At 39.8% G+C, this 18,425-nt stretch carries 15 protein-coding genes; 11 read left to right on the forward strand and 4 right to left on the reverse strand.

From position 1 onward, the window contains the following. The first annotated feature begins 13 nt into the window (after positions 1 to 13). The 11 genes from UABAM_RS20475 to UABAM_RS20525 all read left to right on the forward strand — a co-directional run bounded on the left by UABAM_RS20475 (position 14) and on the right by UABAM_RS20525 (position 12,439). Positions 14 to 778, forward strand: coding sequence for an ABC transporter permease subunit (locus UABAM_RS20475; protein WP_151969860.1), 765 nt, complete (start codon positions 14 to 16; stop codon positions 776 to 778). Between the two features lie 7 nt (positions 779 to 785). Then, the gene (locus UABAM_RS20480; RefSeq protein WP_151969861.1) at positions 786 to 3,203 is read left to right on the forward strand and encodes a WD40 repeat domain-containing protein; all 2,418 of its coding nucleotides are present in this window, start codon (positions 786 to 788) and stop codon (positions 3,201 to 3,203) included. A gap of 4 nt (positions 3,204 to 3,207) precedes the next feature. Further along, complete coding sequence (locus UABAM_RS20485; RefSeq protein WP_151969862.1) at positions 3,208 to 4,044, forward strand: phosphatidate cytidylyltransferase; 837 nt, start codon at positions 3,208 to 3,210, stop codon at positions 4,042 to 4,044. 243 nt (positions 4,045 to 4,287) lie between these two features. Then, complete coding sequence (locus UABAM_RS20490; RefSeq protein ID WP_151969863.1) at positions 4,288 to 5,382, forward strand: anhydro-N-acetylmuramic acid kinase; 1,095 nt, start codon at positions 4,288 to 4,290, stop codon at positions 5,380 to 5,382. Beyond that, entirely contained in the window at positions 5,369 to 6,274 is a 906-nt protein-coding gene (gene murQ, locus UABAM_RS20495) for an N-acetylmuramic acid 6-phosphate etherase (RefSeq protein WP_151969864.1), read from the forward strand. The genes UABAM_RS20490 and murQ overlap by 14 nt, the downstream gene beginning before the upstream one ends. Then, positions 6,267 to 7,688, forward strand: a complete 1,422-nt coding sequence (locus UABAM_RS20500; RefSeq protein WP_151969865.1) for a molybdopterin-dependent oxidoreductase — start codon at positions 6,267 to 6,269, stop codon at positions 7,686 to 7,688. Before murQ ends, UABAM_RS20500 begins: the two co-directional genes overlap by 8 nt. Beyond that, the gene (locus tag UABAM_RS20505) at positions 7,681 to 8,616 is read left to right on the forward strand and encodes a GGDEF domain-containing protein (protein WP_151969866.1); all 936 of its coding nucleotides are present in this window, start codon (positions 7,681 to 7,683) and stop codon (positions 8,614 to 8,616) included. Before UABAM_RS20500 ends, UABAM_RS20505 begins: the two co-directional genes overlap by 8 nt. Before the next feature lie 8 nt (positions 8,617 to 8,624). Beyond that, the gene (rtcA, locus tag UABAM_RS20510) at positions 8,625 to 9,671 is read left to right on the forward strand and encodes an RNA 3'-terminal phosphate cyclase (RefSeq protein ID WP_151969867.1); all 1,047 of its coding nucleotides are present in this window, start codon (positions 8,625 to 8,627) and stop codon (positions 9,669 to 9,671) included. Between the two features lie 76 nt (positions 9,672 to 9,747). Next, complete coding sequence (locus tag UABAM_RS20515) at positions 9,748 to 11,196, forward strand: ABC transporter substrate-binding protein (RefSeq protein WP_229759285.1); 1,449 nt, start codon at positions 9,748 to 9,750, stop codon at positions 11,194 to 11,196. Positions 11,197 to 11,232: 36 nt separating this feature from the next. Continuing rightward, a complete protein-coding gene (locus UABAM_RS20520) occupies positions 11,233 to 11,874 on the forward strand; it encodes a GTP-binding protein (RefSeq protein WP_151969869.1) in 642 nt (213 codons plus the stop codon). Positions 11,875 to 11,935: 61 nt separating this feature from the next. Further along, complete coding sequence (locus UABAM_RS20525; protein ID WP_151969870.1) at positions 11,936 to 12,439, forward strand: PTS sugar transporter subunit IIA; 504 nt, start codon at positions 11,936 to 11,938, stop codon at positions 12,437 to 12,439. 3 nt (positions 12,440 to 12,442) lie between these two features. On the opposite strand, the gene UABAM_RS20530 is transcribed toward UABAM_RS20525, so the two are convergent. The 4 genes from UABAM_RS20530 to UABAM_RS20545 form a co-directional block, all read right to left on the reverse strand. Continuing rightward, entirely contained in the window at positions 12,443 to 13,246 is an 804-nt protein-coding gene (locus tag UABAM_RS20530) for a carbon-nitrogen hydrolase family protein (RefSeq protein ID WP_151969871.1), read from the reverse strand. Between the two features lie 363 nt (positions 13,247 to 13,609). Further along, the gene (locus UABAM_RS20535) at positions 13,610 to 15,385 is read right to left on the reverse strand and encodes an ABC transporter ATP-binding protein (RefSeq protein WP_151969872.1); all 1,776 of its coding nucleotides are present in this window, start codon (positions 15,383 to 15,385) and stop codon (positions 13,610 to 13,612) included. Between the two features lie 61 nt (positions 15,386 to 15,446). Then, on the reverse strand, positions 15,447 to 17,852 hold the full coding sequence (locus UABAM_RS20540) for a hypothetical protein (RefSeq protein WP_151969873.1): 2,406 nt from the start codon (positions 17,850 to 17,852) through the stop codon (positions 15,447 to 15,449). A gap of 21 nt (positions 17,853 to 17,873) precedes the next feature. After that, entirely contained in the window at positions 17,874 to 18,422 is a 549-nt protein-coding gene (locus UABAM_RS20545) for an AAA family ATPase (protein ID WP_151969874.1), read from the reverse strand. Positions 18,423 to 18,425 lie beyond the last annotated feature (3 nt).

Below are 18,425 nucleotides of genomic sequence, written 5' to 3' on the forward strand. Positions count from 1 at the left end.
TGAGTATAAGGCTATGAATAATAAAACTTTACATTCTTTTTTTCTGTGGTTTCTGGGATGTTGTGGTTTCGTTGTATTTTTGTATTTCGGCGTATTTTCCTACGATGGAGAAACCATCTATTTGTGGGATTATGCCCCAAAATTATTCAAAGATACAAAAACGAGCCTATATTTAATAGTACCTGCCATTGCCCTGACAAGTGTTTTCGTCGCGTTGATTTTTGTTGGCCGTTACCTACTATTGCAGGTATCTTGGGGACGAAATACCTTGTTATTTATCGCAAATAACTTACCAACAGTTTTTTCTTCTATACCTCTTTTTATTACGGCAATCATTTTTATTCGATATTTCCATTTGGATACCATTCATTCATATAACTTTTTTTATGGCATTGCGTGTTTAGCACTTTTTAATGTGGGTTATCTCTACCGAAAATTGGACGCGTGTCTGGGACAGCAGTTACAGAAACCTTATGTTGCCTACGCTAAATCGTTAGGAATTTCACAAAAAGATATTTTTTATTACTACGTTTTTCCTGGCCTCGTGCCTCATATTTTCTCGACACTACGCGAATTACTTCCTCATATAATTGTAGAGAGTATTGTAATTGAGTATACTTTTTCATACAATGCCCTTTTGCGTTCCGCAGTACAGGCTTTGCAATACGATAATTGGCACTATCTCTTTATCTTTTTTTATGTTATGATCCTGTGGATTAGCTTTTTTGAAATTGTCTGTCGTACCATAGAGAATAAATACCAAGTTAAAGTTAGTTGATATAATTATGGATAAGAATTCACACAACGAATATTTGTACTTTAAATGCGAAAATGGACACGAAAACTACGTATTTAAAAAACCTGATGAAAACACCTTGCAAAAGAAACAGTGGATTGTCGAGTGTCAACACTGTGATTGGAAATCACAACCGTTTTTTCCTCAATTATTTCAACATAATTCACAGGGGAACTTTTTGCTATGGATATACACTACGAAAGATGTAAATGCTGTTCACTCCGTATTTAATCTCGAAGTTGCTTCGCAAGCAAAGATTGTAAATCAAGCGCAAGCATCAACACCAGCAAAAGAGGCAACGCCAACACCAGAGAAACAAGCAGCGCAAACACCAAAAAAAGAGGCAATATCGCCAGTAAAAGAGACAGCAGCAATACCAACGCCAACAGATATAAAACTAGACAAATCGGTAGAGAAAATGCCGAAAAGACGTCCAGCAACGATCAAAATGCCGATTATGAATCGCAGCATGTTGAAAGAGGAGGAGGACAATCCTCTTGAACAAGTTTTTGAAGAACTGGCACCTCCCACTGTTCCACAAAAAAGAGCACGACAACAAACGGTGAAAATGCCGGTGATGAATCGAAGCATGCTTGCAGATGACGACGATGACGAAGAAGATCGCGAAGAGACCGTTTCCGTAAAGAGTCCTGTCACCGAAAGAAAAGTACTTAGTGAGTCCGCAAAGAAAAAAGCAAAACTCCGTGAAACGGTAAAAATACAGAAAAAAGATTTATTAAAAGAAATAGAAAAACCGTCCGTTGTCGGCAGTCAAAATCAAATAGCTTCTCCCCAGGAAATGAAAGAGTCCGTGGAAGACACCATCGAAGTTTCGATAAAAGATCTTGGACTACAAGAGGTGAAGAACGATCGTGTTGAGGAAAGTACTCTACAACACAATCGCATTAAACTACAGCAAAACTACGCCGCGATTCTCATTTTGAATTTTTTGTGGCTATTGGTTTTTACCTCTGTGGTGATGCTCGCATACCATTTTTTCGACGAACAAAACAATAAAATTGCCCAAGCATTATATTCTGTAAAAGGCGAAATTGCCAATATCGAGTTTCCCGAGTTTCCCGAGTTTCCACAGCTGCAAATACCAGCCGAAAACGCCGAAGATAAAAAATGGCAAGAAGAGTACCAAAAAGTATACAGGCAATACCGCGATGCCATTAAAAATTTACAAAAAGAAAAAGACTCGGTAAACAAAAGAGAAAGATCCTACAGAGCACTTCTTGTCACTTACCGAGAAACACAGAAAAAAAATAGTGATCTACAAAAAGAATTACAAAAAATTCGCGATGCCAACTACAAATTACAAAAGGAAATTCTCCATCTAGAAAAGCAAAAAAAAAAGACCGTTGATACCCCACCTACCCAAGGAAAAGAACTAAACACAAAAATGACCGCTCTTTCGGAAAAAGAGCAAGATTTTTACTTCCCTTTGGTGTCGGATAGCGGAAAGTACATGATCTTTTACCGCAATGAAGACGCCGGTCGCAAACGTGTACGCCGTTATCTCAAACTTGCTTTTTTGACAGACCAAGGTGTCGGGGAAGAATTTACTTTGTACGAAACACCGGTTGTTAGACTCAAAAATGGTGAAGTACCCTTTGTTTATGACTGGAATGGTCGTAACAGAATTGTATTATTGACAAGAATCAAAGGCATTAACTCCATCCATCGCATCCAATTACGCGTAGACGAAAATAACCAACAAGTATCTGTTCAAACACGTGAATTAGTCAAGACGAAATATCCCATCACCTTAGGTCCCCCTTCTCTTTCTCCAAACCAACAATTCTTTGCCTACATATATAATAAAGACCGTAAGACGCAAGTGCACATACGTGACATGCTAACAGGTAGTTTACAACACTCTATTTCAGGGGGAGGCGACACGTTACGCGCACCTTTGTGGAGTAGTAATAGTCGCTATCTTCTATTTCCCGCGAATGACCTACGCGGCATTATTTCGTGGGAAATCTCACGAAGTAAGCGCGTGAAAAAACTCGATGCGGATATCTATGGTCGCTACCTTTCCATGTCGCCAGACGGTTCACAGCTTATGTTTCTGCAAAGTAGTTCTTCCGGTAAAGGAAATGTGGATATTTGTGTTTGGGACTGGCAAAATTTACAGTCACCTATTGAGAAGTGGGTAACAAATACTCGTTCTACGGAAAGTTGCAAGATCGTTTGGTTGAATCAGTATTTTGCTTACATTGGCAAAGGTGAAAAAGATAAAATTATACTCGTCGACTACAAAAAACGCCAACAACACGAGGTATTTGCGAAGCAAGGAAGAATTGACTGGGTGTCAAAATTACAGAACGACGACATCTTGTTTTCATATCGCGAAGGGCTGTTTAGTCGCCCATATACTATACAAGTTAAAGAGGAATGATATTATGTACAGAGTGCGTATTCCCATCGGAATTTTGCTAATCACCATTGTCGCCTTATTAGGATACACGGATTATAAAACAAATACAGCATATGCCACAAGTTCGATTATGGGACTTGCTTTGCTCATTGCATTGTGGGAATTTTATGCGATGGCGAAAAATAGAAATTACGCGCCATATACTGTTTATGGTTTAATCAGCAGTGCGATCATGGTGGGGATGATGATCTCCAATAAAGTATTTTTAGATCCATTTGCGATTTTGCTTTGTGGAGTGTTTATCCGTTTTCTATTCGATGTGAACAAAGAAAACGCTCTGGAGAATTGCGCGATAACAGTTTTTGGCCTTGTGTATGTTTATTTTTTATTTAGTTTTGTGCTACGAATACGCAATATCGGCAGTGAGTTACAACATAACCTCGATGGTTTATACTATCTAGTATTTTTGATTTTTGTATCAAAAAGTATGGATATTGGTGGTTACCTTGTTGGAAAAGCCTTTGGAAAACATAAAATTGTTCGTGGTATTAGTCCAAATAAATCGTACGAAGGGGCAATCGGTGGAATCATTCTCGCGGTAGGTGTTGCCTATTTATTTCGCGAAAATATTTCTGTCATTCGCGAATCACTTACGCTGACACACACGATTATTTTTGCGTGTTTAATGGCGATTCTTTCGTTGCTGGGAGACTTTGTAGAATCTCTCATTAAAAGGCGATGCGACGTAAAAGATTCAAATACTCTTATACCAGAATTTGGTGGTTTGTTAGATCTTATTGACAGTTTACTATTAACAGCTCCTATAGGGTATTATTACTTGATATTGTTTATTAGTAATTAATGTGGGCTAGTCACCGTAGCTGTCTTAAAATATAAACCCTTATAGTGTCATCCCTGCAAAAGCAGGGATCTAGCGTTTACAAGTCGACTTTACATTGCTGGTTTCCCGCTTACGCGGGAATGACATGGACTTGCTAGTCTTTATTGAGAAAGCTTTCACGCTTAGCTTGGCATGTATGCCGTAATCGTTAGGGGACGGGCACAAATTTTTTAGCTTAAGGTTTTAAAATAGAATTCATTTACCATGGCACAAAACGCACCATTCTATATTGTGGGAACCATGTCGGGAACCTCCCTGGATGGTTTGGACTTAGCACTTGTACGTTACCAACAACAGCGCTATGAAATCATCGATTTTTCCACAGTGGAGTTTTCGGAAAGTTTACACGGTGATTTATGCAAAGTTGTCAGCGAAACTCAAATGGCAATCGACTTCTTCATGAAGTTAAACACGGCATATACGCGTTTTGTTGCGAAATCTATTGACGAATTTACCTCTCAGCATATTGATCTGATATCCTTTTCCGGGCAAACCATTCGCCACTTACCACAACACTGCGCCACATTACAACTGGGTTGTGGAGGTATATTGTCATCACTCACAAAAACAAGTGTTGTTTGTGACTTTCGTTCGCAAGATATGGGGGCAGGGGGGCAAGGTGCACCTTTAGTGCCGTTTGTGGATTCGCTCTTATTTGCTGACGTGGCTCCTGTTGCACTTCTAAATATTGGTGGTATTGCAAATATTACTTACATAAGTGCTGACCAACAATTGATTGCATTTGACACCGGACCAGGCAATATGGTAATCAATGCTCTTGTGCAAAAATTATGCAATCGTAAGTATGATGCCAATGGTGAACTTGCTGCACAAGGTAAAATTGATACCACTATTTTACAGCGTTTACTTACACATCGTTATTTTGGTTTGCCAATACCCAAGTCGACAGGACGTGCCGATTTTGGAGCAAATTTTGTGGATTATTTTTTGGAAAATACTTCACATATGAGTGTCGAAGATCGCATTGCACTTGCGACAGAACTTTCTGCCGCAAGCATCTCCGAAGCTATAAATGAGCATTGTCCCAAACCCGGAAAAATTATTGTGAGTGGTGGTGGAAAACACAATGAGACTCTGATGAACTCTTTGTACAATAGGTTACCTTTATGGCAATTTACCCCGATCAATGATTATGGTATTACCGAGGATGCGAAAGAGGCTTTGGCATTTGCGATACTCGGACACCGCGCATATATAGGGCGCAATAATCATATCCCACAAGCCACTGGGGCGGATAGAGAATTGATTCTAGGAGCGATATACCATGCAGGCAAATGAGAAACTGCCGGAAACAGAGCAACGATTAGAGGCCTCGAAAAATTTGCACACCATGACAATTTCGCAAATAACTGACCTGATGATTGCAGAAGAATATCATGTGATTGCAGCGTTAAAAAATTGCCAAAAAAGCCTGGAAGATCTTATTGAACAAACTGTACAGTGTTTCACCAAAGGCGGTCGATTATTTTATGTAGGTGCGGGAACTAGTGGACGTTTGGGAGTTCTCGATGCCAGCGAATGTCCGCCCACATTTCGCGCACCACATGAGATGGTGCAAGGAATTATCGCAGGAGGAGACGTTGCCTTGCAGAAAGCTGTCGAAGGAGCCGAAGATTCAGAGGAGCAGGGGGGAATTTCTATTACAAAGCGGCAGATTACAAAGGACGATATCGTGGTAGGAATTGCCGCAAGTGGACGTACTCCTTTTGTCCACGGAGCCTTAAAAGAAGCTAAGCAGCTTGGCGCACATACAGGACTTGTGACCTGTATCACATTGGAAAAACCATCGTATGTAACACATCTAGTCTGTGCTGTTGTGGGGGCTGAAATTCTCAGCGGCTCTACACGATTGAAAGCCGGAACGGCAACAAAACTTATTCTCAACATGATTACTACCGTGTCAATGGTGCGTCTGGGAAAAGTGTACGAAAATTTAATGGTCGATTTACATGCCAGTAACGCAAAATTGCACAAACGTGCAAAGCGCATCTTTATGCAAATTGTAAAAAATTCTGATGAGGATTATGCCCGTGACACACTCGAAAAAGCAAATTGGGAAGTGAAAACGGCGGTGGTGATGGCTTTGTGCAATTTTTCTTATAAAATGGCGAAAGAAGCTTTGCACAACAACAATAATACCTTACACTTGGTTCTGAAGAACAATGGATGAAAAACAATTAAAAGTCGTGGGAGATAGTGGTGCTGGTCACAACAGTAATCTACTCAAAGCGACATTAGAGTGGAAAGTAAAAATTGGCGGTAGTGTTCGCTATCCACAGATTTTAGACTTAGCAAAACTATGGTCTTTACCCACTTGTGAAGTTCCTATCGCAATTGAGTGTGTGTCCGCAGGAAAAATTTATGGTAAGAAACCTGCGATTTTTATGGGGGTGTCTCTACAAGAGATCATTGCACTCGTGAACCCAGAGTCGCAAGTGCAAACAGTTATTTTCACCAGCTATGCCCCTGGAAGCTGTGGACCTGAAACGGAAAAACATTGTACAGCACTTGATTATGAGTATTGTCGTACGGCACAAGATGTCATTGTTTCTGGATGTTTGAATGGCAAGCCACTGCCATATAAAAATGGCGGGCCTTTACGTCTGGTGGCAGGGGCAGAGCGTTATTTTTACAAATCGCTCAAGTGGCTGCGAGAAATCGAGTTTTCGATAAAAAGCCTTGACGAGTGTTTAGGAACTTGGGAAAAGTATGCCGGATATCACAATGTGGCACGTATAGAACATAAAGAACGCTTTTCGCCTTTTTTGTGTGAGATCTTAGATGTGGATGAAAATGGCAATGTGAGTTCATTGCAAAAAATAGCGACAGAAGAGCAAAGTGCGTTTATTGAAGACGCGCACCAACGAAAAAATTTTTCCCACATAGTTGCTGCAAAGGTAAAGTGGGAACAAAAAGATTTTAATTCTGGCGTTTTTTGTGAAAAAAATCGTTGTGCACAGTTACGTGGTATTAACTTTGCTCGCGCATCGTTTTTAAATGCCGACATGCGTAAAGCAAATTTTTCATTGAGTATCTTTCGCGAGGCAAAATTTTCAGAGGGAGGAAAAGAAGTGGCAAACCTCGATTATTGCGATTGCGAAGGAGCCAGTTTTCTCAAAGCACACTTGGAAAATGTATCGATGAAAAAAGCCTATTTGCTAAATACACGTTTTTACCCGGAAGGGGAAAACAAAAAATATAGCGCCTATGTTCGCGGTTTAGACCTGACAGGCTCTATTGGAATTGATCGCAAACAACTCGATTGGTTACGAGAGGACGGTGCGATTGTTGATGATATTGTTACATTGAAAACAATAGAAGATGAACAGGGTTATTTACCGGTTGTTCAAGTCGAAGTGGTACATGATGGGAATGATGCTATTTATGATCAACTACAAGCAAGTAAATTATTTCACAATACATGGCGAAGTACGTGTAAAATAAACGCTTGGGGATATATTCATAAAAAAAACGAGATAAATAAGCTTCTCTGTAAGCTTAGCGTAGTGTATAATGATGTCCTATTTACTGTTTCACCAAATCCGGTATGGTTACTCTCTACCATGAGGTCGCAAGATGGATAACGAACGTTACCGAAAAACAATGCCTATAAAAATAGATTTAGCTTCTTTGCGCGAAGCTCAGAGGGCTTGTGTTCCAACTATAACTGTCATTAAGGGGAAAAATGCAGGAAGCCGCATTCAGGTAGGCGAAGATCACCAATATGTTATTGGACGCAATGATGATTGTGACATTATGATTGACGATTCCTCTGTATCGCGTGCACACGCTATCGTATGGACAGAGTGGGTGGAAAATGAAAGAATTGTCAAATTAAAAGACTTGGGCAGCACAAATAAAACAATGCTAAACGGCAGAGAAATTGACATTGAAGAATTAAGTCCCGGCGATAAAATTTTTATTGGTAGCTCGGTTCTTCTATTTGAAATACAAGATGGTATTGTTGCTAAATTCTATGAGGAAATTATCAATAAAGCCGAAGAGTCAGAAGTAGACCCACTGACAAAACTGTTGTCAAAACGGTTTTTTATGGATGCCTTGCCAAAAATGTATGAAGAGATGGTCGCCACTGGTCGCTGCTTTTCGCTAATTATTCTTGATCTAGATTATTTCAAAGGAATCAATGATAATTTTGGACATGATATAGGCGACGAAATACTAAAAGCTCTTTCCGACATCGTAAAAAATTCGATACGCAAAGAAGACTTAGCGATGCGTTATGGAGGGGATGAAATTGTTATTGGATTGCCGAATACCGATGTGAAAAATGCTTGTGAAATAGCAGAAAGACTCAGAGCGAGCGTTCAAGATCACGATTGTTCGCACTTAAACATAGGCAGAAAATTATCTGTTAGTATCGGTGTGGGTAGTAGCCACGGAAAAAAAGGTATTAAAAATAAATTTGAAGAAATCATGAAAAGCGCGGATGAAGCTTTGTATGAATCAAAACGCAAAGGGCGAAATGCCGTAAGTACCGATGAAAATCTTTAGGAGATCGTATGCTTGAAATAGATGGATCCTTCGGAGAAGGCGGAGGGCAGGTGTTGCGTAGTTCTCTTACGCTTTCTATTTTGTGTAAAAAGCCCTTTACCATAAAAAATATTCGCGCCAATCGTCGCAAACCAGGACTAAAAGCTCAGCATTTAACCGCAATAAAAGCAGCAGCACATGTCTCTCAAGCCTCTGTATCTGGTAATGAACTTCACTCAACGCAAATGAGTTTCTCCCCAGGAAATTGTGTTCCAGGTAATTACTTTTTTGACGTACAAACAGCAGGTGCCACTTCTTTAGTACTACAAACCATTCACTTACCGTTATCATTTGCCACTAGTCCTTCTATTGTCGACATCAAAGGGGGAACTCATGTCCCATTTTCTCCGGTGTTTGAATTTTTGCAGACTTCGTGGGGAAACTTTATAAAAACAGTGATGAATGAGGTGGATATCAGCATAAACAAAGCGGGTTTTTTTCCCAAGGGCCAAGGGCATTTTCAAGCTAAAATTTCTCCTCATACAGCCATTAAACCTGTCGATTTTATGGAAAGACCTTCGATAAAGAGAATAACCATTTGTGTTGTCTCTTCAAAATTGCCAGAGCATGTTGCCGCACGAGAGATAGAGTCGCTGAAGCATTACTTGAAAAAAAATAGCATACCAGGAAAGATAGATAGTGTAGTTGTCAATCATCCATCTGTTGGAATTGGTAACTGTTTACTACTTCATTGTGAATTGAAAAACGGTTTGACAGTGAGTTTTTCAGAGATGGGTAAACAAGGTCGGCCTGCGGAAAAAGTCGCTGAAATTTTAGGAAAGACTTTCGTTAGCTACTGGAAGAGTAAATCGGCGGTAGATGAACATCTCGCCGACCAAATTTTGCTACCGTTGTCATTTGCGGCAGCACCTTCTCAGTTTACCGTTTCAAAAATAACGCAACATTTGTTGACGAATGCAAAAATTATCGAGACGTTTAGCGATACCAAAATACAAATCGATGGCGTAGAAAATAGTCCAGGAATGGTGAAAATTACACCTCATAGTTTGGTTTAAGTAGAAACAAGAAGATATGTCATTTACACAAAATACAAAATACTGTGCGATTGTTCTCTTGTGTTTGATGAGTCTGATGGCTAAGGAAAATCGCTCTTTGTACTGTGGAGACTTTCACAAGGTACAAACGCTTATTCCTAGAATGAATGGAACATCTACGGAAAATCGAATATGCCAGTTTATATTCGATAGCCTTGTGGTCCAGGAACAAGATCGTCGTTATACACTGTCCATTGCGCAGGAAGTCGATGTTTCCCCTGATAGTTTGTCGTACACTTTTTTGCTACATACTGTTAGGTGGCAAGATGGCTCTTTACTAACAGCGCGCGATATTCAGTTTACCATTGAAGTACTTTTAAACCCACAAAGTGTAAATTTTCAACCTGTTCTCGCCGCTTTTATTGAAGACGTAACTTTTGTCAATCCGAAAACGATTACCATCACTCTTACCCAACCTTTCTATGAGCCCTTGGCACTTTTTACTTTCAAAATACTTCCGCAGCATATTTTGCGCCAGAGTATATTGTCAAAACAGTCCCCTTTTGCAAAGAACCCCGTTGGTTGCGGACCTTTTAAGTATGTAAAAGGTTTGGGGAGTAATGAAGTTCAGTTAGTGCGCAGTGAGTACTTTACATACCGTAAAAGGCCGTATTTCGATAAAGTATTTTTTCGGATATATGGCTCTCGTACACAAGCGATGCAAGATCTTCTACGTAAAAAAATACATGTTATACCAAGCGTTTATACCCAAAAAAGTGACAAAATAGCATATGAGCCAAATTCGCAATACAATTTACATTTTCTAACTTTTAACTACACTCGTAAACACCGCTATCGCGAATTGTTTTCTAATGCAAATTTACGGCGAGCGCTTTTACAAAGTCTTGATCGCACAAAAATTGTGCAGCGCTGCTTTGCTGTAAAGAAAAATAATATTATCAGCGGTCCTTTCCCACACCAATCGTGGTTTTATAACAAAGATATTGCCGGATGGGATTTTGATGAGAGAGATGCGAAAAGCTCTTTGCAAAATATCATGAGTAAAAAAGGCTTTACGCAAAAAAAGTATTGGCAAAAAAATGGGACTCCTGTGGAGTTGGAACTTAGTTACACGGAAGAAAATCATCGTGAAGCTGTGGAGCTCATTGCAAATCATTTTGAAAAAGCGGGTTTTAAAACAACGGTTTTATTGTCTAGTGAACAACGCGACATCAGTTACTCTTATTATACTTTTAGTAATACAACAGATCTAATACAGCTATTTTCTCTTTACGAAATGGGTAAAAATAGTGATATTTATCAAAATTCGCAGTTGGCAGAGTTGTTACATGAATTGCACAGCACTCTAAACCCATGGGCAATCCAAGGAATTGGGCATCAAATACATGCCTTTATCCATAAAGAGACGCCTTTTATTTTTTTATGGCAATTGGATAGCCATGTCGCATATAATAAGAACCTAAATATAAAACTACATCCTATAAACTCGTATCGCTTTCCTGAAACTTGGAAGTTCAATAAATAAGATTTTGTTTTATAGTAATTTTATAGAAAGTGAAGAATTGTGGAAATTAACTATGCTAGTGGTGAAATTAGTTTAAAGATAGTTTTTTATGGACCTGGATTATCTGGAAAGACCACAAATTTAGAAGTAATACACCAAAAAGCCCCTGAAACCCACAAAGGACAGTTAACTTCTGTTGCAACTCAGCAAGATCGAACCTTATTTTTCGATTTTATGCCTTTAGATTTAGGACGTATTGGTGGATTGAAAACTAAATTGCGTCTATTTACTGTTCCTGGGCAGCCATTTTACAACGCAACGCGTAAGTTGGTACTTAAAAGAGTTGATGGTTTAGTTTTTGTTGCTGATAGCCAACGTGATAAAATGGCCGATAATATCGAGTCTTTAAACAACCTAAAAGAAAACCTTGCAACACATAATATTTCGATAGATGAAACGCCTCTTGTTTTACAGTATAACAAAAGAGACTTAGACAATATTTTCACTGTAGAAGAATTGGAAAAAGAACTAAATCCCGATGGAAAATTAAAGAGTTTTGAAGCTGTCGCAATTACTGGTGAAGGTGTATTTCCTACTCTAAAATCTATTGCAGCTTTGGTACTAAAGACGGTAGACAAGATGTTTCAATCGTCATCTTCACAGCCCAAAAAGCTAGGCAAGTTTTCCAAGAAGAAGTAAGCGAGACTCGATCTACCCGTTGGGTAGATCAGAGATCTCCTAAAGTCAAAAGGAATTTGCTATGAATCTCGCACGTTTTTTATCGCCAAAGAGTATACGCTTGGAGCCAAACTCAGAACCTCCTGAGATAGATGACGAAGAAGACATATCCAAAAAAGATATGTTGCTCTATCGCGAAAACATCATCAAAGAAAACGCCCAATTACTATATAACTCTGGCAAGATTCAAAATTTGAGTAAACTTTCGGTAGAACTTATCAACCGCGAACGCAGATCGACGAGCATTGTCGGCAGTGGTATTGCCATACCTCATGTTCGCAGTTTGCAGGCCAAAAATTTTGTCATGGGATTCTTGCGCGTCTCAGAAGGGATTGTAATGGATGAGGAAGAACAGCCCATTCAAATTTTTATTCCGATGGCTGCTCCTCCTTATGATGACAAACTATATCTGAAAGTTTATAAGCAACTGGCAAAAGGATTTTTAGAAACAAATGCCTTAGAGCAATTGTTAGAAGTTTACACCGAAGGTGAAGTGATTCGCATTTTCAATGATGTTTTCCGCTAAGAGTTAGTTCAATCTCTTGTGATTCCACACCGGCATTTCACTACGTACTTTTTGTAAATAATCCATATCTAAATCTGCAAAAATAATTCCCTCATCTTCCCCGGCCTGTGCTAAAACGTTTCCCCATGGATCGCAAATCATACTGTGACCATACGCTTCGATACCAATAGGTAATTTTCCACACTGATTGGGAGCAATGACAAAAGTTTGTGTTTCAATGGCACGTGCACGAATGAGTATATCCCAATGACTTTTTCCCGTTTGGTATGTAAAAGCCGCTGGAAGCATAATTATTTGTGCGCCTTTATTACGTAAACGAGAAAATAATTCAGGAAAACGTAAGTCGTAACAAATAGAAAGCCCTATGTGCCCTAGTGGTGTTTCAACGCTAACCACTTCATCCCCTGGAGTGATTCTTTGCGATTCATAGTGTGTGACTTTTCCTGGTATATCTATATCAAATAAATGTATCTTCGCGTAGTTAGCAAGGAGATCTCCTTGTGGACCATAAAAGAACGAGCGATTTTGTGGAAGATCTAAGGAATCGTTAATGTATAACATGCTTCCCCCGAGAATATACAGGGAGTATTTTTTGGCGAGTTCTTGTAAGTGCAAACAAGTAGGCCCATGCTGATCTTCAGAGTTTTCCTTCATTAAATCTTTTTTTACCATGCAGTTGAATAGCTCGGGAAATGCCACAAGATGACAGTTTTCTTTAGCTGCTTGGGCAACATACATATCTATTTTTTGTAAATTTTCTTCCTTGGAGGAAGCGGTGTTTATTTGTATAACTCCGACGCGAATCATGTCTTTCTTTCTCCTTTTGTTGTGTATTTATTAGGTGTATAAATATTCTATTGTGCGATGCCCTCACCATCGAATAGCAGTTGTTAGCTACGCTAAAATCTGCTATTCTCATACCTCTCCCACAGGAGAGGTGTAATGCTTCTCTTTTGTAAAAAACAAAATTCACTGTGATTTGCGAGCCAAAATAATTTTGAGTCTTACTCCGATCGTATAATATAAAACGAATGGAAGCACATTCAGACGTGTTACGCCTCTCCCTGTGGGAGAGGCATAAGGCTTGTTGCTTTCAGCGTAGCTGAAATCTACAAGACGATGGTGAGGGCACCAATCGTAAAATGAACCTCTTATCTTATTTTAACTAAATCAACGCTCTCCAGTTTGCACTCTCCAAGCGCGTGAATAGAACTGCTTGTTATTGAGCAGTTCTTCGTGTGTGCCGCTTTCCGCTACCTTGCCATTGTCCATGACGAAAATACAGTTGGCATTGCGCACGGTTGACAAACGGTGAGCGATCATGATCATGGTGCGGTTGCGTGAAATTTCTTCTAAAGATTTTTGGATGATGGCTTCGGTTTCATTGTCCACAGCAGACGTGGCTTCGTCGAGTATCAAAATCGGAGGATTTTTGACGATGGCGCGCGCGATGGAGATGCATTGACGTTGTCCACCGGAAAGTTTTTGTCCTCTCTCTCCGACGATTGTGTCATATCCTTGGGTAAGCGTGTCAATAAAAGAGTCAATTCCCGCAATTTCCGCGGCTTTTTTTATTTCTTGCATTGTGGCGTTTGGCGTACCATAAGCGATGTTATCTTTGATGGTTCCTTGGAATAAAAATACATCTTGACTAACAAGACCAATGTTTCTACGCAAACTTTGCAGATCGAAATCCTTAATGGAAACACCATCTATTTGTATATCACCCTCGGAAAAATCATAAAAGCGCAGTAGCAATTTCATTAGCGTTGTTTTGCCCGAGCCTTTGGGACCTATAATCCCAATGCTTTGTCCTGCTTCTGCACAAATGTTTACGTTGTCTAAAACTTTTTTGTCTTCATAAGCAAAGTTTAAATTGCGAAATTCCACCTTACCGTCACCATGCGAAATATCAATAACGCGCGCATTGGGTGGTGAGGTGACTTGTGATTTTTCATCGAGTAAATTGAGAATGCGCGTTGTTGAGGCCATGGCTCTTTCATATAAATCCACTATTTGTGCAAGGCCGGTTAACGGCCACAATAGTCTTTGGGTTAGAAAAATAAGTACACTGTAGACGCCGACCTCCATTGTTCCCTTAATTGTTTGCCACCCTCCCAGAAGCATGACCGATGTAAAGCCGATGAGGATAAAAATGCGAATTACCGGAACAAAAGCAGAGCTAAAACGAATGGCTTGTTTGTTCGATTCTTGATAAGATTCCGAATCGTTGCGAAATTGTTCTACTTCCCAATTTTCGGTGGTGTAGCTTTTGATGGTGGTAATTCCACCAAGAGAATTTGTCAAGCGCTCGTTTATTCCCGTGACTTTTTCGCGTATGTCGGCATAACGCGGGGCAAGTTTATTTTGGAAATAGAAGGCGCCTATTAGGATAAACGGAGTCGGTAGCATGGTGAAGAATGCAATTTTTGGCGAAATATAGAAGTACGTACCACCAACAATCACAACGGTAGTGGCGATTTGAATGAGTGAGTTGGCACCTACATCGAGAAAGCGTTCCAATTGATTGACATCATCGTTAATAATCGACATAATTCTGCCGCTACTGTATTTTTCAAAAAAAGACATATCTAGGTTTTGAATGTGCCGCCACGCGTCTATACGCATGGAATGCTGCACGTTTTGTGCTATATTACGCCAATAGATTTTCTCTGCATATTCGGTGATGGATTCAAGTGCCCAAACAACAACCGTAACAACAGCTAAAAAAATGAGTTGTGTTTCTTGGGCGATAAATCCCAACTGCGCGATCATCGAATTTTGTTTTTTGACCACAATGTCAACAGCAGCACCGATGAGAAATGGCGGAGCAATATCAAATATTTTGTTGATGACCGAAAAAAAACTCGCAAGGTATATCTGGCGTTTTTGGCGACTAGAGTAACGCAAAAAACGCAAAAGAGGTTTGTTTTTTTGTGTTTTCATAAAGAATTCTTTCGGAAGACGCCCACGTGCAAAGCGCACGTGGGAATGAAAAATTTTGGGCTTAGTAGTCCATACAACGAGCTTCTATCACCATGATCGCCCAGTTAATGGTAGATCGTTCGGCAGGTGATGGTTGTGCGTTTAGAGCTTCTTTCAATACGGGAAGAGCAGCAGTACCCATGTTTTTTATTGTATATACGTCGTTGTTTTTGATCGCGTCTAAGACCGATTGCTTGTCTTGCTCGGAGATTTCAGGTGACTTACAACGAATGCTAACAATACCTTCTTCACGTGTCGCCTCTACTCCCACTTCTTTGAGTCTTTGTATTTGTTTGTTGAAAACTTCATCAATATAGTCATTTCCTCTGATGTGGTCGACATGTCCATCTTGGTAAAGGATGATGACTGTGTCAGGAAGCTCATCGCTGTAAGCGACAATTGTTTCTGTCGTATTGCGAATACCAAGGCGTTGGTGGAATAGCCATTTGTAGTGTGTGCGGAAAGAGCTATTTACTATTCCAGGTTTTGCGGCATCAGGATCTCCCAATGGACACAAGTAGACTTCGTTGTCTACGAGAAGTTGCTCTAAATATAACTCTTCAATGGAAGCGGGATAGTATACACTGCGGCCAAAGTCCAATAAGTAGATTTCTATACACATCCCAATTTGGTTGAGATGAGATTTAGATTTCACTTCTTTGGCTTTTTCCGAAACATTACTCAGAGCAGGCAATAGCATCGCTGCTTGAATTCCCAGGAGATACGAGGTGGAAAAACTGAAATAAATCACCGAAGAGATTCCTCCGAGTATACTTCCGTCCATTTCTAACATAATTTCGTTTTTGTTATTGGTTAACGAAGTAACTGTAGGGTGTACATCTTTGATAAAGTCTTCGATAATAGGTAGAGAAGCACTATCAAAATCCACAGGATTTTTAGGAATTAAGTTGGCAAAAGGAGTAAGGCTTTCTACAGCGCTTGCGATGTTATTATATAGGTATCGAACTCCGCGAGTGGTGTCGATGTATGCATATGCCGTTTGACCTTGCGCAAGTTTAACGTCTACACCGTTGGCTTCTTTTTGGGAACCGTGTAGATAGCGCTTTAGACTTAAAATACTATTGGATAGATACATTTTGTTGTCTTTGATAAAAAAACAACGCATACCTGTTGCGACAACAAAAGCAATCGCCGAACGTACATCATCAGCTGGTTTTACTTGCTTTGTTAAGTGAAGATAGTGGATGGTTTGTTCTTTGTATGTTGTTGTGCGCAGTTCAACGTCGGGAAATGTTTCTGCTACTTTTTTTACTGTAGAAACAAAACGTTCACCATCTGACATTTTTGCCATGGTAATGGTGCTACCAATTCCACCACTCATATCGATAAACATGGCAGCTTCTTTACCAAAACAAGCGAGAAGGTCTTGTTGTAAAGATATTCCTAGCATCTGTTCTACTTGAGACTTTATTTGCCGCCACATAGGGGCAACAGGGGTCATGTTGACAAACTGCTCTATTTGCATATAAAACTTCATCAAATCAAAACTCATTACTTCGTAGTATACCGAAGTCTTAGGAATATCTTTGAATAAGTCTTCACTTAGGGGTTGGTCGGAAACAAGGTTAAAAAGACCTTTTCTTTCGTTGTCCGTTGTTTCGACGATAAAGGAATAACGAAAATTACCATCGTGAATGCCGGCACTTCCTCCCAAGCTGGTAATGTCTTGAACACCTAACATATCTACAAGAGGGTGTTTTCTCTCGCCGGGCATCACTTTTTCGATAATATCGCGAACCTTAATATGCACTAGAGACAACGCGGCATTTGAACGATTGCGGATTTTCGCATAAGAAGCATCTTCGATTAATGTCTTTTGCGGTTTTTTGGCCATTAATGACGAAAGTCTCTCTGCGCTTGTGGCAATGACAAAAGACTTATCGATAAAACCACCATATACTGGCATGGGTAGTTGCGGAACGGTGACAAACTCTTGGCCTTCGATTTCCATTTTAGGAGCACCAGGCATAAAGTTGTTTAAATGCGTGAATATGATTTCTTTTCCTTTGTCAAAATTACCCGCCAACGATATAGAAATAACGGCATCGATAACCGGTGGATTTTGCATAGGATCGAAATTGACGACAGCAACACTTACTTCTCCTTGAAACATTTGTAGAAGATCTTGAGGCATCATTCCTACAATGGCATTAAACTGTTGCATCATGGGAGAAATTTCGGGTTGTAATAATTCCCACACCGGACGGATGACTTGTTGCATACCTTCGCTACACACAAGTTGCGCATATCCTGTCTCCATAACCGCATCAACGGCTGCTTTCGCATTAGGTGCAGAGACGACGAGTAGTGTAGAATCGGGTAAATTTTGCTCTAAGTTAAAGTCTTGTGCGCCGACAACACAACTAAGAGCAAACAACAAAGTTAGGCATAACTTTGTAAATGACATAATGTTTCGTCCTTAAAGAAGTTAGAGGGATATTCTCATCTCTTCTAGACGCTCCAGTACAAATCGTACTCTGCCGTCTACGGAGACTTTTGGAATAGAAATCATAGTGTAGTGATATTTGTGGTATAAATCAACTAAACGATTATATTCTTTTTGAGCCTGAGAAAATGAATGACGTCTTTCTGCATCGTTCACGAAAATTTCACGCCACGGAGGTACTATAAATATTGTAGGGCAGTAGCGGTATTTCTGTGCAGCATTATTAAACTTGTTGAGGTTTGGACTTTGCGGATGTATGGTATCTATGATACTGCGATCAAAAAAAGTAAGTTTGTGTGGAGAGGTGCTTGAAAAATCAGAGATGGATTTTTCTAACGTTAAATGGAGAAATTCGTGTATATTAATCCACGGAACAGCCGAGGTGTTGATTTGTTGTTTAACGATAAAGCGCCCTGGTTCGTTGATCACGGAAAAGCCCTGTTGTTGTAGAGCATACAGCAGAGTAGACTTTCCACCACCAGAACAGCCGGAGATAACGATAAAATTACGGCGATATATTTTGTGTGACATAAT

Source organism: Candidatus Uabimicrobium amorphum, from assembly GCF_009002475.1.
GTDB lineage: Bacteria > Planctomycetota > Uabimicrobiia > Uabimicrobiales > Uabimicrobiaceae > Uabimicrobium > Uabimicrobium amorphum.